Here is a 17,703-nt window from a genome sequence, read left to right as displayed (position 1 = left end):
GCCGGCTCAGGCCTCGGTCTCGATCGGCTTCACGCTCAGGCGCAGACCGATGGCCTTGAGCACGCCCATCAGCGTGTCGAGCTGCGGGTTCCCCTTCTCCGAGAGGGTCCGGTAGAGCTGCTCGCGGGAGCGGCCTGTCTCCTGCGCGATCTGTATCATCCCACGCGCGCGTGCGGCCGCACCGAGGGCATGACTCAGCAGAGCCGGATCGTTATCTTCCAACACGGCTTCCAGATATGCCGCGATATGCTCCGGCGTCTTCAGATGCTCGGCGGTATCGTAGGGGAACGTCTCCAGGGCCATGGTCATATCTCCTTCGCCAAGCGCTTGGCCTCACGGATATCGCGAGCCTGCGAGCCCTTGTCGCCGCCGCACAGCAAGATGATGATCCTGTTGCCTCGCTGGATATAGCTTGGGCCATTCCCCCGGCGCCGAAAGGCGGGTGGGGACGATAACGCGCGTCCGAGAGAGCCATGACCGACCCGAGAGAGACGATCCGCCGATGACTTCCGTCCGAACCGGCGGCGTGTATCATGGCGCCATGACCGAGCTTCTGGAACGAGCCATCGCGTGCGTCCGCGCGCTCCCCGACACCCTGCAGGACGATGCCGCCCGCATGCTGTTGCTGTTCGCGGGTGAGGCGGACAAACCGGTGTACCAGCTGACGCCGGAGGAGGAGGCGGACCTTGCGGCGTCGGATGCGGAAGTGGCACGCGGCGAGTTCGCGACGGACGAACAGATCCGCGCCATCTGGGCGAAACATGGACCGTGAGCGTTCGGTATACCCTCACGGCGGCGCGGCAAGTCGAGGCCGCGCTTGACTACCTGGCTGCGCAGTCCCTGGAGGCCGCCCGGGGATTGCGAGAGCGCCTGCTCGTGGTGACGACCCTCTTGGAAGCCCATCCGTTCATGGGACACGGAACCAGCGTGCGGCACATCCGCCGGTTTCCGCTTGGGACCTATCCCTATCTCGTGGACTATTCGATCGGCCGGGACGCGATCATCGTGCGCCGCTTCCGTCACGCCTCCCGGCAGCCCCTGTCCTGACCGCGACACCCAGCCTTGCCCGAGATAAGTTGACGCCGGACCGGCAGGCTGCCATCCGCCCGGCAGAGCCCTGATCCTCGAGCCCCCACAGAATGACCGACCTCATCGAGACGATCCGCCGGACGCTCGTGCCGATTCACAAGGAGGGCTATCCCTTCATCCTGATCGGCATCGTGCTGACCGTGCTGGCCGGCACCTTCTCCCAGTTCTTCGGCTGGATCTTCCTGATCCTCACCCTCTGGGTCTGCTACTTCTTCCGCGATCCCGAGCGCGTCACCCCCGTGGCCGACGGGCTCGTGGTCTCGCCGGCCGACGGGCGCGTCAACCTGATCGCCACCGTCCTGCCGCCGCCTGAACTCGACCTGCCGCAGGTCCCCACCCTGCGCGTCTCCGTGTTCATGAACGTGTTCGATTGCCACGTGAACCGCGCGCCGGTCTCGGGGCGGATCGGCCAGATCCACTACACGCCCGGCCTGTTCCTCAACGCCGAGCTCGACAAGGCGAGCGACGACAACGAGCGCAACGGCATGGTGATCGAGACGACTCATGCCGGCGCGCCGAAGCGCGTCGGCGTGGTGCAGATCGCGGGGCTGGTGGCCCGGCGCATCGTCGGGTTCGTCTCCGCGGGCGACGTGCTGGGCGTCGGCGAGCGATTCGGACTGATCCGCTTCGGCTCCCGGGTCGACGTCTATCTGCCGGCGGGCGCGACCGTGCTGGTCGGGCTCGGCCAGAAGGCTGTGGCCGGCGAGACGGTGCTGGCCGATCTCGGCGGCGGCCCGGATCGGGTGTTCAAGCGGATCTGACCCTATGGACGATCTCTTCCCGCCCTTCGAGCCCGATCCGAACGAGCCGCGCCCGCGCCGATTCAAGCCGGTGCCGTTCCGGATGATCGCGCCCAACATGATCACCCTGATGGCGCTCTGCCTCGGGCTGACCGCGATCCGCCTCGCCTTCGAGGGCAAGTTCGAGCCCGCGGTCATCGCCGTGGTGGTGGCGGGCGTGCTCGACGGCATCGACGGGCGGGTGGCGCGGTTGCTCAAGGGCACCTCGCGCTTCGGGGCGGAACTCGATTCGCTCGCCGACTTCGTGAATTTCGGCTGCGCCCCGGCGCTGATCCTCTACGGCTTCGTGCTGTTCCACCTGAAGTCGGTGGGCTGGATCGTGGCGCTGATCTTCGCCATCGCGATGGCGCTGCGGCTCGCCCGGTTCAACGCGATGCTGGACGATCCGAACCGGCCGGACTGGAAGAAGGATTTCTTCGTCGGCATGCCGGCCCCGGCCGGCGCGCTGACCGCGATGCTGCCGCTCTACCTGCACTTCCTCGGCTTCGGCCTGGAGCGCTGGGCGGCGCCCGCGATCCTGATCTACGTGCTGTGCATCGCCCTGCTGGTTGTCTCCACGGTCCCGACCTACTCGGGCAAGACCATGGGCAAGCGGGTGCCGCGCAGCCTCGTGCTGCCGATCTTCCTGTTCGGCGTGGCGGCCTTCGGGATCCTGATCAGCTACCCGTTCGAGGCCCTGGTGGCGGTGAGCGGAGGGTATCTCCTGACCATCCCGGTCGTCGCCGCGCAGTACCGCCGCCGTCTCAAGGCGGAGCCGGCCGTGGGTGCCGAGGAGCGGTCCGTCGCGGTAGCAGGGGAACCGCCCGCCACCGCAACAGCGGAATAACCGCTGGCCGTCGCCGAATAATCCCCTACCTTGGCCATGTCCGGCGAGGGGGATTCGACGATGCTTGACGAGTTCAAGAAATTCGCGCTGCGCGGAAACGTGGTCGATCTCGCGGTCGGCGTGATCATCGGCGCCGCCTTCGGGGCGATCGTCAATTCAGCGGTCCAGGACGTCTTCATGCCGGTGATCGGTGCGGTCACCGGCGGGCTCGATTTCTCGAACTACTACATTCCGCTCTCGTCCAAGGTGCAGGCCGGCCTGCCCTACATGGACGCCAAGAAGCAGGGCGCGGTCATCGGCTACGGCCAGTTCCTGACCTTGACGCTGAACTTCGTGATCGTGGCCTTCGTGCTGTTCCTCGTGATCCGGGCGATGAACCGCCTGCAGACCGCGCAGCCCAAGGAGCCGGAGGCTATCCCGGCCGACGTGAAGCTGCTCTCGGAGATCCGCGACCTCCTGGCCGCGAAGCCGCGGGTCTGAAACCCTCAGGTCCCGCGCGAGCCCGGCTCCTCCGGCTTGACGCCGAAGGCATCGAGGATCTGGTCGAGGGCCTGGCCCACCGCCTCCGTGCCCTCCTCGTGGGTCTTCAGCCGCGTCTCGAGTCGGCGGATCTGCGGCTCGAACACCTCCGGCACGGAATCGTCGCCGAGGAATCGGGGCTTGTCGGCCTCCACCGGCAGGACGCCGCGGAGTTGCTGGCCGAGATGGTCGCGCACCGGCTCGGGCAACACGGCGCCGGGTTCATGAGAGCCGGGCTCTAGGGGATTGTCGTTCATGGTCGCCTCGCGGGTCGATCCGCTGATCAACGGCCGGTCGGATGAAGCGTTGCGCCGACGGCAGCATCAAGTGGGGGACCCCGGAGCACAGGGCTCCGGGGTCCCAGGGGCCGATACGAGATCGGCCCGTGGGATTAGTCGATGACCTCGACGATCCGGTGGCCGCGATCGACCAGCACCGGACGGTCGTTCACCACCGTGTAGCGGTAGCCCGGCTGCACGCGGTACTCGCTCGGGACGTCGTAGTAGGTCACGCCCGCGGACGGCAGGGTCGAGCCGACGGCGACGCGGCCGTCGTAATCGTACGAGCGGACGTTGCGCTCGCGGACATAGCTGCGGAAGCGCGGCGCCATGTCGACGCCGAGGATGCCGCCCACCGTACCGGTGGCCGCACCGACGGCGCCGCCGACGATCCCGCCGATCGGGCCGGCCGCATCGGCACCCGCGGCCGCGCCGCGCTCGGCACCCGGGATGGTGCCCTGGGCCTGGGCGGCCAGCGGCAGCGACAGGACGAGGGCCGAGGCGGCGATGAGGGTCTTGATGGTCATACGGGATTGCTCCGTTCCGTGGCGTTCCGCCGCGGTCACGCGGCGAAGCTCGGGCCGGTAACGCCCGATACCCGGAATCGGATGCATCCCTTTTTGCGGACGGGGGCCGAGGGCTAACGTGGCCTTACGGTCCGGGCCTCACGCGTCCTTGGGCATCGCCGACTGGATGAACCGGTCGGAGCCGAGATCCTCCTCGTCGTAGCCGAGCAGCTCCGCCAGGCGGCCCCGGGCGCGGCTGACGCGGCTCTTCACGGTGCCGACCTTGCAGCCCATGATCGTGGCCGCCTCCTCGTAGGAGACGCCCTCCGCGCCGACCAGCACCAGGGCCTCGCGCTGGTCCGGCGGCAGCTTGGCGAGCGCCGATTGCAGATCCTCGACGTCGAGCCGGTCGCCCTGGTGCGGGGCGGTGGCGAGGCGCGCCGCGTAGGACCCGTCCTGATCCTCTACCTCGCGGACCCGCTTGCGGTGATCCGAGTAGAAGATGTTGCGCAGGATCGTGAACAGCCACGCGTTCAGGTTGGTGCCCGGCTGGAACCGGGCGCGGTGCTGCCAGCCCTTGAGCAGGGTGTCCTGGACGAGGTCGTCGGACCGGGCGGGATTCGAGGTCAACGACAGCGCGAAGGCGCGCAGGGACGGAACGGCGGCCAGCAGCCCGTTGCGGAATTCCGGCTCGATCGCCTCGCCCCGGGCGCGGAGAGCCGCCTCGAGCTGTTCGATCAGGTCGCCGAAGCGGGACGGGAGCGTCTCCTCGCCGATCCGCTCGTAGACGGTGCGCAGATGCTCGCCGAGATGCGTGCGGATGCCGGCATTCAGGTTCGGGCGGCCATCCCGAGTCGCGTCCTCCTGGGACAGGACGGTGTCGGTGTCGTCGCGGGTCATGCGTATCGCGCTCGTCAACTCATCGTGGCTCGACCGGTGATCCCGACAGGATCGAGGCGGATCGCTTGCCGGCTTGAACCCGGGCAAAGGTCCGGCCGCTGCGCTCCTGTTACCGGCGTTCTAACGCATCGGGCGCAGGCATGCACCCTCAGCCAAAACACACTTAAGCTAAGTTGGCCGGTCTCAACAGACGGATCGTCCCGTCCCGCAGGGTCAAGACGTCGCCGCGGGCGAGGTCGGTCCAGCTCTCGTCCCGGGTCAGCGCCTTCGTGGCGATGACGGTGACGATGTCGTGCTCGGTGGTCTCCCGGGCGAAATCGACCTGCCAATCCTCGTCGATCAGGGTGGCCTTGCCGAAGGGGGCGCGGCGGGTGAGGTAGCAGAGGCTCTTGCCGCAATGGGCGTAGAGGGTGCGGCTGTCGGTCAGCAGCATGTTGAACACGCCGAGCCCGTGCAACTCGCCCGCAAGGTCGGCCACCGCCCGGTCGAGGGCCCCGGGCCGGGGCAGGGCCTTGTAGCGGTTCTGCAGGCGTCCGAGCATCCAGCAGAAGGCGTGCTCGCTGTCGGTGGAGCCGATCGGCATGAAGCCGCCGAGCGGCAGCCTTTTCACGCCCTTGAGCTGGCCGTTATGCGCGAAGGTCCAGCGGCGGCCCCACAATTCCCGGGCGAACGGGTGCGTGTTCTCGAGGCTGACCCGGCCGCGGTTGGCCTTGCGGACATGGGCGACGACGATCCGGCTCTTGATCGGCATGTCCCGCAGGAGGCGGGCGAGCTGCGAGCGGGCGCTCGGCTCCGGCTCGTGGAAGCTGCGGCAGGTCCGCCCGTCGTAGAAGCTGATGCCCCAGCCGTCGGCATGGGGCCCGGTGTCGCCGCCGCGCCGGGCGAGGCCCGCGAAGGAGAAGCGGATGTCGGTCGGCACGTTGGCGCTCATGCCGAGCAGTTCGCACATGGTCTCCCACTTTCCGCCGCGCGCCACAGGTGCGGACGAGCGGATTTAGATGCGTTCGATCTTTGGGACAACCGACGTTTCAGCGCGCTTCCTGAGCATGATCCAGGGCCCGGAGCACCGCGGCGGCGTCGTGCCGGATCACCGTCAGGTAGGCTCGCATCGGCGTATCCGGCTGGGCGCGGCCTTGTTCGAGGGCGCGGAGGATCCCGATCGGAAAGCCGAAGCGGGCCGCGAACTCGGCCTGCGTGAAACCGAGCCCTAAACGAACGGCCTTCACATCAAGGTTTGGTGAGCCGTGAACGCGTTAGGTCCCTGGCTGTGCCTCACCGCGGGCGATGGCCAGGGCCTGCTGGGCGGCTTCGACCAGTCCTTCTCCGAATGCGGTCATCTCTGGCCTCCGCTCAGCCGTTACCGTGCGAGATAGTCGGTGAGCGTCATCCCGACCATGATGGCGACCCAGAAGAAGCCGAGCCCCGAGAACAGCCGGATCAGCGGCGGCTCGTGGATCACCTCCATGGAGACCAGCAGGATCAGCGCCACCATCACGGCGACGACGGCGAGTTCGACGATCCAGACCTGCGCGAAGGGCAGGGTGGCGCCGAGCGTCACGTTGACGGCGAGCAGGGCGAGCAGGGCCAGGAAGGTCAGCACCGGCGTGCGCAGGCGTTTGCGCAGGAGGGCGCGGTCGTCGGTGCTCAGGGTGGCGAGCGGATTGCGCATCCTACCGGTTCACCACGTAAAGGATCGGGAAGGCCAGGATCCAGACCAGATCGATGAAGTGCCAGTACAGGCCGTAGACCTCGATCCAGTTCTGGTGGCGGGACAGGAACCCGGCCTTGGCGGCCATCCAGGTCATGCCGAGCAGCAGCGCGATGCCGGTGAACAGGTGCACGGCGTGCAGGATCGTGGCGACGTAGTAGAGGTTCACGAACAGCCGCGCGGCCGGCGTCTCGGCCAGCGCGAAGGGCCGGTCGGCCAGGAACGGCATCATGTGCTCGGCCCAGTCGGCATAGTACTCGTAGCCCTTCAGCACGAGGAACAGGCCGCCCAGCGCCGCGGTCGCCAGCATCGCCCGCACCATGGCGCGCTGCCAGCCCATGCGCGAGAATTCGATCGCCATCGACATGGTCAGGCTGGAGCAGATCAGCACCACCGTGTTGGTGGCGCCGATCCAGAACTTGAGATGCTTGGCCGCCGCGACCGTCGCCTCGGGGTGCTGGATCCTGGTGATCAGAGCTACCAGGAACAGGGCCGAGAACAGCAGCAATTCGGTGATCAGCCATGCCCAGATGCCGAGGGTCGCCGCCTCGCGCTGCTGCGCCACGCTCTCGAAATGCTCGGCGCGAACGATCCCGACGCCGTCGGCCAACCCCTCGCTCATCCGTGCTGGTCCCGGGATTCCTTGGCCTGGATCGGGTAGTCGTAGGGGATGCGCGGCACCTCGGGGGGTGTGAGGAAATTATGGGTCGGGGGCGGGGAAGCGGTCTCCCATTCGAGCCCCTTGGCGTTCCACGGGTTGGCGGGTGCCTTGCGGCCGAACCACAGGGAATAGACCAGGTAGAGCATCGGGAAGATGTAGCCCGCGGCCAGGATCGTGGCGCCGGCCGAGGACAGGACGTTGAGGAGCTGGAACTCGGCCGGATAGGTCGCGTAACGCCGCGGCATCCCGAGGTAGCCGAGGATGAATTGCGGGAAGAACGTCACGTTGAAGCCGAGGAAGATCAGCAGCGCCGAGACCCGGCCCCAGGGCTCGCTGTACATCCGGCCGGTGAATTTGGGCCACCAGAAGTGCAGGCCGCCGAGGAACGCCAGCACCGTGCCGCCGACCATGATGTAGTGGAAATGCGCGACCACGAAGTAGGTCGCGTGGATGTGCTGGTTGATCGCCAGCGTCGCGAGGTAGAGGCCGGTGAGCCCGCCGAGCACGAACAAGCCGATATAGCCCATCGCGTAGAGCATCGGCGTGTCGAGCCGCAGTGATCCCTTATGGATCGTGGCGGTCCAGTTGTAGACCTTTACGGCCGAGGGCACCGCCACCGCGAAGGACAGGGCCGAGAACACCAGCGAGGCCAGGTCGCTCTGGCCGTTGACGAACATGTGGTGGCCCCAGACGAAGAAGGTCACCGAGGCGAGCCCGATCGACGCGTAGGCGACGAAGCGGTAGCCGAACAGCTTCTTCTGCGCGAAGGCCGGGACGATCTCGGAGATCACCCCCATGCCGGGCAGGACCATGATGTACACGGCCGGGTGCGAGTAGAACCAGAACAGGTGCTGGAACAGCACCGGGTCGCCGCCATAGGCCGGGTCGAACACGCCGACATGGAAGGCGCGCTCCGCGATCAGCAGGATCAGCGCGGTCGTGATCACGGGCGTCGCCAGCAGGAAGATCAGGCTGGTGGCGTAATGCGCCCAGACGAAGATCGGCAGCTTGAACCACGTCATGCCGGGCGCCCGCATGGTGTGGATCGTGACCACGAAGTTGAGCCCCGTGAGGATCGACGAGAAGCCCACGATGGTCACGCCGATCAGCGCCGGCAGCACCCAGGTGTTGGAGAACGCCGTGGAGAGCGGGGCGTAGAAGGTCCAGCCGGTATCGACCCCGCCCAGCACCACCGAGACCAGGGTGAACAGGGCGCCCGCCATGAACACGTACCAGCTCGTCAGGTTGAGCTTCGGAAAGGCGAGGTCCTTGGCCCCGATCATGAGGGGGATCAGGAAGTTGCCGAAGGTCGCGGGGATCGACGGGATCAGGAAGAACCACACCATCACCACGCCGTGGATGGTGAAGGCCTTGTTGTAGGTGTCGTTGGTCATGATCGCGCCGTTCGGCACGACCAGCGCGAGGCGCACCACGCCCGCTGCGACCGCTCCGATCACGAAGAAGCCGGTGATCGAGGCGAGGTAGAGCAGGGCGATGCGCTTGTGATCGGTGGTGAGGAACCACGAGCGCAGGGTCGATTCCGCATGCAGATAATCGGCCTTGCGCCCGATCGTCGATTCCGGGGCGTGGGGTTCGCGGCGGGCGGTGCCGCCGATGCTGCCCGATGCGCTCATCGTGTCGACCCTGCCGGTGTCGCGTCGGCAGCCTTACCGGCGGCCGGACTCGAATAGGATTTGAGGAAGTCGATCAGCGTCGTGAGTTCATCCGCCGGGATTCGGCCGGCGAAGCTGGGCATGATCTGCTTGCCCCCGCCGGCGAGCCGGTCGCCGTTCGGGTTGAGGATCTTTTCGCGCAGCCAGCCCTCGTCGGCCGTGACGGTGCGGCCGTCGGCGAGCTTCACGGGGCTCCCGTACAGGCCCGCGAGGCTCGGCGCCTTCACGGCGGAGCCGGGCTCGTGGCAGCCGGCGCAGCCATAGGCCTCGTAGAGGGCGCGGCCCGCCGCGACCTTGCCCTGCTGGGCGCCCGCGTGGGTCAGCCACTCCTGATAGTCGCCCGGGTTCATGAAGGTGACCTCGCCGCCCATGACCGAATGGTCGGTGCCGCAATATTCCGAGCAGTAGAGATGATAGGTGCCGGTCTTGTCCGCCTTGAACCACAGGTCGGTGTAGCGGTCGGGCAGGGCGGCGACCTGCAGGCGCACGGCCGGCAGGTAGAGGGCGTGGATCACGTCCTGGCTGATGATGTGCAGACGGATCGGCTGGCCGATCGGCAGGTGCAGGTTGTTGATCTCCGCCTGCCCCGTCGGATGCTGGAACTTCCACATCCATTGCCGGCCGATCGCCTCGACCACCATGGCATCGGGGGGCGCATTCCGCGAATGGATGTAGAGCCGCGCCCCCCAGACGAAGAAGATCAGCGTCAGCAGGAACGGGATCAGCATCCAGCTGATCTCGATCAGGTTCGAGCGGATGCCCGACGGGCTGCGGTCCGCCTCCGAGCCCTCGCGGTAGCGCAGGGCGAAATAGGTGATCGCCACGAAGACCGGCACGGTGAGCAGCAGCGTCAGCACCGTGAAGGCCAGGATGAGCAGGTCGGTCTCGGTCGCCGTGGCGGAGACCGCGGCCGGCCAGAGCTGGAGGGATTCGTGGCTCGGCGTCATCGCGCAGTGGGCTCCGCCGGTTCGAGGGAGCGGCCGACGGTCAACTCCATGGCGCGGCCGATCGGGATGCGGGCGCGGGTATGGGCCTCGTCCCGGTAGCCGTAGCCGGCGAGCCGTGCCTCGGACGCCGCGCGCTCACGGTCGATATCGGCATAGGGGTTGGCCTGCAGGTTCGGGGGCGGCGGCGCGAGGCGGGCGGTCTGCTGGGGGGTGAGCGCCGGGAGCGCCCGGCGCTGGCTCGCCGCGAAGGTGCTCATCAGCCAGATCATGGTGCCGATCACCGCCAGGGCCGTGAGGGCGAGCCCGGCCATGACCAGGGCGGTGTTGCGGACGTTGACGTCCCGCGTCTCGTGCCCGGGATCGTTGGGATCCCGCTGCGTGTTGGCGGGCGGGCGCGGCGGGCGTCCGGTGAAGAGGCCGCTGCCGCGCAGGGTCAGCCCGGCCAGGATCGCCGGGATCAGGCCAGCGGGACCGCCGCTCATGCCGGCCTCCCGGCGCGCCGTGCCGCCGAGGCCGCCCGGTCGGCCCGCGGCCGCAGGAACGGCCGCAGGGCGGCGGCGAGGCAGGCCACGCCGCCGGCGGCCAGCACGTCGCTCGGGCGGATCACGAACCGGTCGCGGATCGCCGGCGTGACGAGCCAGAACATCTCCACGGCGTGCACGGCGAGCGCCGCCCCGGCCAGGATCCGGGTGGTCGGGCGGCCCGGCCGCAGGGTCGCGAGGCCGGCCAGCACCACGAGGGCGCCCGCCACGATCGACAGCGCCCGCCCGAGCCAGCCGCCGCGGGCGAAGTACCACGACACCTCCGGCGGCAGGTTCGCCGACCAGACGATCAGGAACTGCACGAAGTGCATGTAGGCCCACAGGCCGAGCAGCACCACGAGGGGCACCAGCCGGCCGCGCCCCGGCGCGGTGCGGCCGCGGCCCACGGGCTCGGGCTCCTCCCAGGCGAGCAGGATCGCCGCCGCGAAGGCGAGGCCGCTCCAGGCGGTCATCACCAGCAGGCCCAACAGGGTGGAGTCGAGGCGCGGATCGAGGGAGGCGATCACGTCGGTGACGAACAGCGTGCCGATCACCGCGTGGAGCCCCACCGCCGGGACGGTCCGGCTCTCGCCGGGGGCGTCGAAGGGCCGGGCGAAGCGCAGCGACAGCCAGGTCCAGGCGGCGAGATAGGCGATCACCCGGGCCACGAAGAACGGCGCCGTGAACCAGATCGCGGCGAGCGGCGTATGGGCGGGCGCGCCGGACCAGGGGTAGAGCAGGCCGGCGGCGGCCAGCACCGGCAGCGACAGGAGCACGGCCACCGGCATCAGCGCCATCAGACGGCGCAGACCCGCCAGCATCTCGACGCCGCCGCGCTCGCGGACCCGCTTGCCGAAGCGTTCGGCCACGATGACCACCGGCAGGGCGCCGACCGGCAGGGCGAGGAGCACGAGCCAGGCCGCGAGATACGAGGCCATCGCCCCGCGCCAGCCCCCCGCGAGCAGGCAGAGGGCCAGGAGGACGAGGCCCGCGAGGCCGAGCAGGGCAGGGCGCCTCATCGCGCCGCCTCCAGCCGGGCCCGGTCCGGCTCCGGCAGGCGCGCCACCGGGGCATCCTGGCCGAGCTGGAGGGCGCGGACATAGGCGACGATCGCCCAGCGGTCGGCGGAGGGGATCATCTGCGCCATGCCGAACATCGCCTTCCGGCCGTTCGAGATCGCATCGTAGAGCTCGGTCGCGGAGGCCTTGCGCAGGTCCTCGCCCGTGAGGTCGCCGGCATGCGGGAAGCCGCGGGCGACGATCATGCCCTGCCCCCGCCCGTCCTGGCCGTGGCAGGGGGTGCAGAACACCGCGTAGCGCTGCTGCCCCCGGTCGAGCAGGTCCCGGCTGACACGCTGCGGCTGCGGCGCGGGCTGCGCGGGATCGCGCCGCGGCACGGTGCCGGCCACCGGCTGGCGCATGGTGATCTCACGCGGGAAGAACGGGTTCTTGTCCCAGGTCTTGGCCCGGGCCTGATCGGCCATGTCGGCCTTGTCGCAAGCGGCCAGCGGTGCCAGGGCGATGAGGATCAAGGGGAGGGCGGCCTTCATCGCGGGATCCGCCGGATCTCAAGGGGGCGCCCGGCCTCGGCCGGCAGGCCGGCGAGCCGCCGCTCGATGCGGGCCGCGTCGAAGCGATCGTCGCGCGCCTCGGCGGTCAGGAAGAAGCGGTCGTCCGAGGCGCGCAGGAAGCCCGGGATGTTGAAGGCCGGATGGTTCAGCCGCGGCAGGCGGTTGAGCACGAGCAGCGCGAGGTGGATCGCCACGCAGCCCGCCATCATCGCGAACGAGATGCTCGGCACCACGAAGGAGGGCCAGGACAGGCGCGGGCGCCCGCCGATCAGGAACACGTAGTCGTAGGCCGTGGCGTAGACGCACATCCCGTAGAAGCCCGCGCCACCGAGGAGCGCCCCGGCGAGCGCGTAGGGCAGGATCGAGCGGCCCTCTAGCCCGAGCGGCCGCAGGGTCCGGGTCATCGGCACGGGCCCGTGCCCGTCGAGATGGACGTGGTCCGGGCCGATCCCCGACACGGCCTTGAGCGCGGCCGCGAGGTCGCCCTGACTGGCGAAGCTCGCCGCCACACCCCACAGGGGCGCCTCGGTCGGGTTCTCCTCCGGCCCGGCGGCGGTCCGGGCGGCGGCGGCGCGTGCGGCGTCCTGAACCGCCGGGGCCTCCGTCAGGGCGAGGCGGCGGCTCTCGACGATCGAGACCGCCGGCAGGTAGCGCAGGAACAGCAGCAGCAGGGTCAGGAACAGGCCGACGGAGCCCGCGAAGGTGGCGATACCCCAGATGTCGACCCCGTAGGGCAACCGCGAGGAGGGCAGGAAATCCTGCGACAGGGTCACGACGAGGACCATGACGTGGTCGGCATAGGCGCCGATGGCGACGAGCAGCCCAACCGCCGCCAGCGCCAGCGGTGCCGTCCGGGCCCGGGCCGACCACAGGATCTGCGCCGGCAGGACGAGGCTGAGGATCGCCGTCCACGAGACCAGGGCGTGGTCGCCGGTCATGCGCCGGGCCAGGACGCCGCGCGCCTGGGCGTCGCCGTTGAGGAAGGTGTCGAAATACTCGGCGGCGTAGCAATAGGCGCTGGCACAGCCGAGGCAGAGGAGCAGGCGGCCCAGCACGTCGAGGTGGCGGGGCGTCACCAGGGCGTCGAGGCCGTAGACGAGGCGGATCAGCATCACGATCACCGCCGTGACGCCGACGCCGGAATAGACCGCGTTGACGAGGAAGCTCACCGGCAGGAGCGTGCTGTGCCAGCCCGGCATCAGCGAGCCCGCCAGCATCACCGAGGCGCCGGTCTGGACCGAGACCACCAGCAGAACGCCGAGCAGAGCCACCGTCCGGTAGGCCTGGACCCAGATCTGCCAATGGGCCGCCGAGCCGCGCCAGCCCGAGGCGACGATGCCGTAGACCTGGGCGCGCAGCAGGGCGATCTTGCGGGTCGGCGCCTTGGCGTCGGCCTGACGCATCGCCTCGACCTGGGCGCGGTCGCGCAGGGTCGCGAGGTCCGGCAGCAGGCCGATGAACCACAGGCTCACGCAGATCACCAGGAACGCCACGATGTCGATCGCGTCCCAGAGGAGCGGCGAGCGGAATTGCGGCCAGAGGTCGTAGGTGTTGGGGTAGGGCAGGTTCCAGAAGAAGAACCACGGCCGCCCGAGATGGATGATCGGGTAGAGCCCGGCCGACGCGGTGGCGATGAGCGCCAGGGTCTCGGCCACCCGGTTGACCGCCCCGCGCCACTCGGCCCCGAGCAGGAGCAGCACGGCCGAGACCAGCAGGCTGCCGGAGGCGACGCCGATCCACCAATCGTAGCTCGCGATGTCGAGCGCCCAGACGACGGCGTTGTTGTTGCCCCAGATACCGGGCCCCGCGGCGAGCAGGTAGCCGAGGGTCAGCAGGAACAGGCCGAGCAGCGCCGCCGCCCCCGCGAAGGCGATCCACCAGCGCCGGTTGCCCGGATGGGTCAGCGGGATCGCCGTGACGGTGCCGCCGATGCCCTGCAGGGTCTCGTCCGGCCGGATCAGGGGGCCGCCCGTGACAGAACCGGCCATGCTCAGCCCTCCCGTCCGCCGGGTTCCGCGGCGGGCGCGAGCCCGGCGAGGTAGGTGGTGCGCGGCCGCGTGTTCAGGTGGCCGAGCAGCGCGTATTCCCGGGGATCCCGGCGGGCGGCCGAGACCTGGCTGCCCGGGTCGGCGACGTTGCCGAAGGTGATCGCCCGGGTCGGGCAGGCGCCCTGGCAGGCGGTCTCGACGGCGCCGTCCGGGATCGGGGCGTGGTCGTCCTTGGCGGACGCGATCCGCGCCGCCGTGATCCGCTGGATGCAGTAGGTGCACTTCTCCATCACGCCGCGGGCGCGGACGGTGACCTCGGGGTTGCGCTGCTGCTGCTCCACCGGGGTCATGCCGCCGGTATAGTCGAGGTAGTTGAACCGGCGGACCTTGTAGGGGCAGTAGCTCTGGCAGGTCCGGGTCCCGACGCAGCGGTTGTAGACCTGCAGGTTCAGCCCTTCGCTGTCGTGGAGCGTCGCCTCCACGGGACAGCCGAGTTCGCAGGGCGCCTGCTCGCAATGCATGCAGGGCACCGGCTGGAAGTGCGTGGTCGGGGCATCGAGTTCGCCCGCGTAGTAGCGGTCGATCCGCAGCCAGCCCATCCAGCGCCCCAGCGCGACCTCCTCGCGGCCGACCACCGGGATGTTGTTCTCTGCCTGACAGGCGGTGACGCAGGCGTTGCAGCCGGTGCAGGCGTCGAGGTCGATCGCCATGCCCCATTGCGCCGCGACCCAGCGATCCTGGCTCTCCGGGGCTGCATAGAACGAGGCCGGACTCGGTGCGCCCTTCGGGTCGCCCACCGGCGCGGCGCCGAGCGCCTGCACGCGGACGAGATCCTGGCCCTCCATCGTGCCGAGGTGCTGGGTGGTGACCGGCATGCTGCGCCGCCCGGTCTTCGACAGCCGCGCCCCTGCGAGCCGCCAGGGCGTACCCACCGGCCGGAGGGGCCCGGCATCGTAGCCGAGGCCGCGCGACAGGTGGTCCGGCGCGTCCCGGCCGTAGCCTAGGGTGAGGGTCACCGTGTCGTCGGCCTGGCCCGGCAGGATCCAGGCCGGGCCCTCGACCGCGCGGCCCGCCGCCTCGATCCGCAGGACGTCGCCGGTGGCGAGGCCCTCGCGCTCGGCGAGCCGGGGGCTCACCGCGATCACGTTCTCCCAGACCACCTTGGTCAGGGGCTTCGGCAGTTCCTGAAGCCAGGCGAGGTCGGCATGGGCGCCGTCCCAGAGCGTGGGATCGGGGCGGAACAGCACCTCGATCCCGCCGGCGGGCGGGGCAGGCGCGGGGGCAGGGGCGGCGTCCTGCGTCAGCGCCACGGTCTCTGCCGGCCGCGCGCTGTCCGCCCAGAAGCCCCGGCGCAGGGCCTCCGAGAAGCGGGCCTCAAAGGCGGCCTCGTCTTCCCCATCGCTGCGCCAGCGCGCCTTGACGAGGGCCAGCGCGTCCTCGGCATCGTCGCCGCCCGACAGGAAGGCCAGCATCTGCGGCAGCGTACGCCCGTTGTAGAGCGGCGCGATGGTCGGCTGGATCAACCCCACGGTCCCGTCGAGGGAGCGCACGTCACCCCAGGATTCGAGCGGATGCGCGATCGGCAGGTGCCAGTCGGCGTGGGCACCGGTCTCGTCGTAGTAGAGCCCGGCATGGATCTTGAGCGGCACCCGCTCCATCCGGGCCGCGAAGTCGAGGGCGCCCGGCGCGTCGTAGACCGGGTTTGCGGCGAGCACGATCAACGCCTTGACCGCGCCGCGCTCCATCGCCTCGGACAGCTCCGCCAGCGTGCCGGCCCCCTGTTCCGCGGCGGGCTCAAGGTGCTGCAGGGTCGCGCCGGTATTGCCGAGCGCGCCGTTCAGGCGGTGGACGAGGTCGTGCAGGTCCGGGCCCGCCGTCAGGCCCGCCGTGACGATCCCGGCGCCCCGGGCCTCCGCGAGGGCCTTGCCGGCCTCCCGCGCCCAGCGGGCGACGGGATCGTCGCCCCCCGGCGCAGCACCGCCACCGGCCATGCCGAGGAGGTCCCGGGCGAGGTCCTCGAGGCGTCCGGCCGGCACCACGACGCCGTGATCGGCCTTGGCGCTGGTGAGCGTCGGCGTCGGGGCGGCGGCGTGGAGCGTAAGGAGGCGCCCATCCGCGTAGGCGGCCCGCCGCGCATCGATCCAGCGCCGGGACAGGCCGACTTGGCCCGGGCCGAGGTCGAGGAAGTCCCCGTCGAGCGCCACGATGGTGCGCGCCCGGTCGAACGCCGGGATCGTCTCCAGCGGCCGGCCAAAGGCCCGGCGGGCGCCCTCGTAGAGCCCGTCGCGCGCCGCGCCGGCGCCGACATGCCAGCGCAAAGCCGGGTAGGCGGCCCGCAGCCGCGCGATCTGCGCCGCCAGCGTGGGCGAGGTCACCGGGCCGGTGAGCAGGGCGAGGCCCTCGCCCCGGTTCTCGCGCCACGCCGGCAACTGCGCCTGCAGATCCGATCGGAAGGCCGCCCAGGAACTCGGCCGGCCAAGATGCTGCACCGCCTGCGACCGAAACGGATCGTAGAGGCCGAGCACCGAGGCCTGGGCCATCACGTCCGTGCCGCCGCGGCTCCAGGGATGGTCGGGATTGCCCTCGATCTTGAGCGGCCGTCCGTTGCGGGTGGTGACCAGCACGCCGTTGCCGAACCCGTCGAAGACGGACGAGGACGCGTAGGAGAGGTCCGTCCCCGGCACGATCCGCTCGGGCTGGTTGACGTAGGGCACCTCGTAGTCGCGGCCGCCGCCCGCGCCGCAGGCCGTGAGTCCGCCGAGCGCGAACGAGGCCGCCATCAGCTTCAGGAAGCCGCGCCGCTCGGGCGCCGCGGCGAGCCGGGAGGCCGAGGGGAACTCGGCGGCGAGATAGGCGCGAAACTCCGGGCTGTCGGCCACGGCGTCGAGGCTGCGCCAGAAGCGCGGGCCGTCGCCGCGGCTGAGTTTTTCACGAAGGGTCGCGAGGTCGGGGGCGCCGGTCATCGGTGGCAGATCCCGCACTCGGTGAGCCGCGCGCCGCCGCGGATATGGTTCTGCGCGACGAGTTTCGGCCCCAGCGTCGCCTGATCGGCCGGCGGTTTCCAGGTCATGTTCCAGACCTGATCGGGGGTGCGCACGTACTTCTCCGGCGCCCGGTGACAGTCCAGGCAGAACTTCATCTCGAAGGCGTTGGCCCGGTAGGTCATCTGCATCGACGTGACGTCGCCGTGGCAGGTCGAGCAGCCGATCCCCTTCGTCACGTGCACGGAGTGGTTGTAGTAGACGTATTGCGGCAGCTTGTTCAGCCGCGTCCATTCCAGCGGCTTGTCCTGCGCGTAGCTGTCGCGCACCGGCTTGAGCATGTCCGAGCCGGTCCAGATCTGCGAGTGGCAGGTCATGCAGGTGTGGGTCGGCGGGATGCCGGCGGTGGCCTCCTTCTCGACCGTGGTGTGACAGTAGCGGCAATCGATGCCGAGCTCGCCGGAATGGTGCTTGTGGCTGAACGGCACCGGCTGGGCCGGCGCCACGCCGACGCCCGTGACGTAGTTCGAGCGCACGATCCCGGCGGCCAGCACCGGCAGCCCGACCAAGCAGGCGACGCCGGTCATCAGCGCGAGCCGGTAGATCGCATCGGCGCCGGGGGTGAACAGCTGCGCCATCAGCCCTGCCCGCGCCGGAAGGCGGCCGGGATGTCGTGCGCGCTCCGGTCAAGCTCTCGCCGCAAGCCTTGCCCCACCTTCAGATCCCGATCGCGACC

21 protein-coding genes and 1 pseudogene are annotated in these 17,703 nt (G+C 70.0%); 5 read left to right on the top strand and 17 right to left on the bottom strand.

Features of this window, described 5'->3' with window-relative positions:
• Nucleotides 1-6 precede the first annotated feature (6 nt).
• Both OXS27_RS01025 and OXS27_RS01020 read right to left on the bottom strand, forming a co-directional pair.
• A complete protein-coding gene (locus OXS27_RS01025) occupies nucleotides 7-303 on the bottom strand; it encodes an addiction module antidote protein (RefSeq protein ID WP_267353643.1) in 297 nt (98 codons plus the stop codon).
• A 2-nt stretch (nucleotides 304-305) separates the two neighbouring features.
• Nucleotides 306-404: pseudogene (locus OXS27_RS01020) on the bottom strand (type II toxin-antitoxin system RelE/ParE family toxin); the annotation flags it as partial.
• A gap of 137 nt (nucleotides 405-541) precedes the next feature.
• Between OXS27_RS01020 and OXS27_RS01015 the strand changes: the two are divergent.
• From OXS27_RS01015 to mscL, 5 genes are all read left to right on the top strand, one after another.
• Nucleotides 542-772, top strand: coding sequence for a hypothetical protein (locus tag OXS27_RS01015; protein WP_267353641.1), 231 nt, complete (start codon nucleotides 542-544; stop codon nucleotides 770-772).
• Nucleotides 769-1,047, top strand: coding sequence for a type II toxin-antitoxin system RelE/ParE family toxin (locus OXS27_RS01010; RefSeq protein ID WP_267353639.1), 279 nt, complete (start codon nucleotides 769-771; stop codon nucleotides 1,045-1,047). Before OXS27_RS01015 ends, OXS27_RS01010 begins: the two co-directional genes overlap by 4 nt.
• A 92-nt stretch (nucleotides 1,048-1,139) precedes the next feature.
• On the top strand, nucleotides 1,140-1,850 hold the full coding sequence (locus OXS27_RS01005; RefSeq protein ID WP_243925968.1) for a phosphatidylserine decarboxylase: 711 nt from the start codon (nucleotides 1,140-1,142) through the stop codon (nucleotides 1,848-1,850).
• A 4-nt stretch (nucleotides 1,851-1,854) separates the two neighbouring features.
• The gene (locus tag OXS27_RS01000; protein WP_267353637.1) at nucleotides 1,855-2,715 is read left to right on the top strand and encodes a phosphatidylcholine/phosphatidylserine synthase; all 861 of its coding nucleotides are present in this window, start codon (nucleotides 1,855-1,857) and stop codon (nucleotides 2,713-2,715) included.
• Nucleotides 2,716-2,775: 60 nt separating this feature from the next.
• Nucleotides 2,776-3,195 (top strand): large conductance mechanosensitive channel protein MscL, encoded by a 420-nt coding sequence (gene mscL, locus OXS27_RS00995; RefSeq protein ID WP_243925972.1) that lies wholly within the window; start codon nucleotides 2,776-2,778, stop codon nucleotides 3,193-3,195.
• Nucleotides 3,196-3,200: 5 nt separating this feature from the next.
• Here the strand turns inward: mscL and OXS27_RS00990 are convergent, their stop codons facing one another.
• The 15 genes from OXS27_RS00990 to OXS27_RS00920 all read right to left on the bottom strand — a co-directional run bounded on the left by OXS27_RS00990 (nucleotide 3,201) and on the right by OXS27_RS00920 (nucleotide 17,605).
• Nucleotides 3,201-3,491, bottom strand: a complete 291-nt coding sequence (locus OXS27_RS00990) for a hypothetical protein (protein ID WP_243925973.1) — start codon at nucleotides 3,489-3,491, stop codon at nucleotides 3,201-3,203.
• Nucleotides 3,492-3,625: 134 nt separating this feature from the next.
• The gene (locus OXS27_RS00985) at nucleotides 3,626-4,039 is read right to left on the bottom strand and encodes a DUF1236 domain-containing protein (RefSeq protein ID WP_243925975.1); all 414 of its coding nucleotides are present in this window, start codon (nucleotides 4,037-4,039) and stop codon (nucleotides 3,626-3,628) included.
• Between the two features lie 138 nt (nucleotides 4,040-4,177).
• Nucleotides 4,178-4,918, bottom strand: coding sequence for a NepR family anti-sigma factor (locus OXS27_RS00980; protein ID WP_243925977.1), 741 nt, complete (start codon nucleotides 4,916-4,918; stop codon nucleotides 4,178-4,180).
• A gap of 163 nt (nucleotides 4,919-5,081) precedes the next feature.
• Nucleotides 5,082-5,867: a class II glutamine amidotransferase gene (locus tag OXS27_RS00975; protein WP_243925979.1), complete on the bottom strand. Its 786-nt coding sequence runs from the start codon at nucleotides 5,865-5,867 to the stop codon at nucleotides 5,082-5,084.
• Between the two features lie 79 nt (nucleotides 5,868-5,946).
• A complete protein-coding gene (locus OXS27_RS00970) occupies nucleotides 5,947-6,144 on the bottom strand; it encodes a hypothetical protein (protein WP_267353633.1) in 198 nt (65 codons plus the stop codon).
• A 131-nt stretch (nucleotides 6,145-6,275) separates the two neighbouring features.
• Nucleotides 6,276-6,587, bottom strand: a complete 312-nt coding sequence (locus OXS27_RS00965; protein ID WP_243925983.1) for an oxidase — start codon at nucleotides 6,585-6,587, stop codon at nucleotides 6,276-6,278.
• Nucleotide 6,588: 1 nt separating this feature from the next.
• Nucleotides 6,589-7,248 (bottom strand): cytochrome c oxidase subunit 3, encoded by a 660-nt coding sequence (locus tag OXS27_RS00960; protein ID WP_243925985.1) that lies wholly within the window; start codon nucleotides 7,246-7,248, stop codon nucleotides 6,589-6,591.
• Nucleotides 7,245-8,921 carry a cbb3-type cytochrome c oxidase subunit I gene (locus OXS27_RS00955; RefSeq protein WP_243925987.1) on the bottom strand — a complete coding sequence of 559 codons (1,677 nt, stop codon included), beginning with the start codon at nucleotides 8,919-8,921 and terminating at the stop codon, nucleotides 7,245-7,247. Before OXS27_RS00955 ends, OXS27_RS00960 begins: the two co-directional genes overlap by 4 nt.
• Nucleotides 8,918-9,907: a cytochrome c oxidase subunit II gene (gene coxB, locus OXS27_RS00950; RefSeq protein ID WP_243925988.1), complete on the bottom strand. Its 990-nt coding sequence runs from the start codon at nucleotides 9,905-9,907 to the stop codon at nucleotides 8,918-8,920. The genes OXS27_RS00955 and coxB overlap by 4 nt, the downstream gene beginning before the upstream one ends.
• Nucleotides 9,904-10,389, bottom strand: a complete 486-nt coding sequence (locus OXS27_RS00945; RefSeq protein WP_243925990.1) for a hypothetical protein — start codon at nucleotides 10,387-10,389, stop codon at nucleotides 9,904-9,906. Before OXS27_RS00945 ends, coxB begins: the two co-directional genes overlap by 4 nt.
• A complete protein-coding gene (locus OXS27_RS00940) occupies nucleotides 10,386-11,447 on the bottom strand; it encodes a hypothetical protein (protein ID WP_267353628.1) in 1,062 nt (353 codons plus the stop codon). The genes OXS27_RS00945 and OXS27_RS00940 overlap by 4 nt, the downstream gene beginning before the upstream one ends.
• Nucleotides 11,444-11,977 (bottom strand): cytochrome c, encoded by a 534-nt coding sequence (locus tag OXS27_RS00935; protein ID WP_267353626.1) that lies wholly within the window; start codon nucleotides 11,975-11,977, stop codon nucleotides 11,444-11,446. Before OXS27_RS00935 ends, OXS27_RS00940 begins: the two co-directional genes overlap by 4 nt.
• Nucleotides 11,974-13,986, bottom strand: a complete 2,013-nt coding sequence (locus tag OXS27_RS00930) for a quinol:electron acceptor oxidoreductase subunit ActD (RefSeq protein WP_267353624.1) — start codon at nucleotides 13,984-13,986, stop codon at nucleotides 11,974-11,976. Before OXS27_RS00930 ends, OXS27_RS00935 begins: the two co-directional genes overlap by 4 nt.
• Nucleotides 13,987-13,988: 2 nt before the next feature.
• On the bottom strand, nucleotides 13,989-16,949 hold the full coding sequence (locus tag OXS27_RS00925) for a TAT-variant-translocated molybdopterin oxidoreductase (protein WP_267353622.1): 2,961 nt from the start codon (nucleotides 16,947-16,949) through the stop codon (nucleotides 13,989-13,991).
• Complete coding sequence (locus OXS27_RS00920; RefSeq protein ID WP_243926000.1) at nucleotides 16,946-17,605, bottom strand: cytochrome c3 family protein; 660 nt, start codon at nucleotides 17,603-17,605, stop codon at nucleotides 16,946-16,948. The genes OXS27_RS00925 and OXS27_RS00920 overlap by 4 nt, the downstream gene beginning before the upstream one ends.
• Between the last annotated feature and the right edge of the window lie 98 nt (nucleotides 17,606-17,703).

Source organism: Methylobacterium sp. GC_Met_3, from assembly GCF_026540775.1.
GTDB lineage: Bacteria > Pseudomonadota > Alphaproteobacteria > Rhizobiales > Beijerinckiaceae > Methylobacterium.
The sequence above is the reverse complement of the archived record's forward strand: the minus strand, read 5'-3'. Positions and strand labels throughout refer to the sequence as shown.

Excerpts from the sequence above, each read along its gene's own strand:
- OXS27_RS01000 (WP_267353637.1), top strand. The coding sequence starts at position 1,855 with ATGGACGATCTCTTCCCGCCCTTCGAGCCCGATCCGAACGAGCCGCGC.
- OXS27_RS00980 (WP_243925977.1), bottom strand. The coding sequence starts at position 4,918 with ATGACCCGCGACGACACCGACACCGTCCTGTCCCAGGAGGACGCGACT.
- OXS27_RS00985 (WP_243925975.1), bottom strand. The coding sequence starts at position 4,039 with ATGACCATCAAGACCCTCATCGCCGCCTCGGCCCTCGTCCTGTCGCTG.
- mscL (WP_243925972.1), top strand. The coding sequence starts at position 2,776 with ATGCTTGACGAGTTCAAGAAATTCGCGCTGCGCGGAAACGTGGTCGAT.
- OXS27_RS00965 (WP_243925983.1), bottom strand. The coding sequence starts at position 6,587 with ATGCGCAATCCGCTCGCCACCCTGAGCACCGACGACCGCGCCCTCCTG.
- OXS27_RS00930 (WP_267353624.1), bottom strand. The coding sequence starts at position 13,986 with ATGGCCGGTTCTGTCACGGGCGGCCCCCTGATCCGGCCGGACGAGACC.
- OXS27_RS00945 (WP_243925990.1), bottom strand. The coding sequence starts at position 10,389 with ATGAGCGGCGGTCCCGCTGGCCTGATCCCGGCGATCCTGGCCGGGCTG.
- OXS27_RS00955 (WP_243925987.1), bottom strand. The coding sequence starts at position 8,921 with ATGAGCGCATCGGGCAGCATCGGCGGCACCGCCCGCCGCGAACCCCAC.
- OXS27_RS00940 (WP_267353628.1), bottom strand. The coding sequence starts at position 11,447 with ATGAGGCGCCCTGCCCTGCTCGGCCTCGCGGGCCTCGTCCTCCTGGCC.
- coxB (WP_243925988.1), bottom strand. The coding sequence starts at position 9,907 with ATGACGCCGAGCCACGAATCCCTCCAGCTCTGGCCGGCCGCGGTCTCC.
- OXS27_RS00925 (WP_267353622.1), bottom strand. The coding sequence starts at position 16,949 with ATGACCGGCGCCCCCGACCTCGCGACCCTTCGTGAAAAACTCAGCCGC.
- OXS27_RS00960 (WP_243925985.1), bottom strand. The coding sequence starts at position 7,248 with ATGAGCGAGGGGTTGGCCGACGGCGTCGGGATCGTTCGCGCCGAGCAT.
- OXS27_RS00990 (WP_243925973.1), bottom strand. The coding sequence starts at position 3,491 with ATGAACGACAATCCCCTAGAGCCCGGCTCTCATGAACCCGGCGCCGTG.
- OXS27_RS01005 (WP_243925968.1), top strand. The coding sequence starts at position 1,140 with ATGACCGACCTCATCGAGACGATCCGCCGGACGCTCGTGCCGATTCAC.
- OXS27_RS00920 (WP_243926000.1), bottom strand. The coding sequence starts at position 17,605 with ATGGCGCAGCTGTTCACCCCCGGCGCCGATGCGATCTACCGGCTCGCG.
- OXS27_RS00935 (WP_267353626.1), bottom strand. The coding sequence starts at position 11,977 with ATGAAGGCCGCCCTCCCCTTGATCCTCATCGCCCTGGCACCGCTGGCC.
- OXS27_RS00975 (WP_243925979.1), bottom strand. The coding sequence starts at position 5,867 with ATGTGCGAACTGCTCGGCATGAGCGCCAACGTGCCGACCGACATCCGC.
- OXS27_RS01015 (WP_267353641.1), top strand. The coding sequence starts at position 542 with ATGACCGAGCTTCTGGAACGAGCCATCGCGTGCGTCCGCGCGCTCCCC.
- OXS27_RS01025 (WP_267353643.1), bottom strand. The coding sequence starts at position 303 with ATGGCCCTGGAGACGTTCCCCTACGATACCGCCGAGCATCTGAAGACG.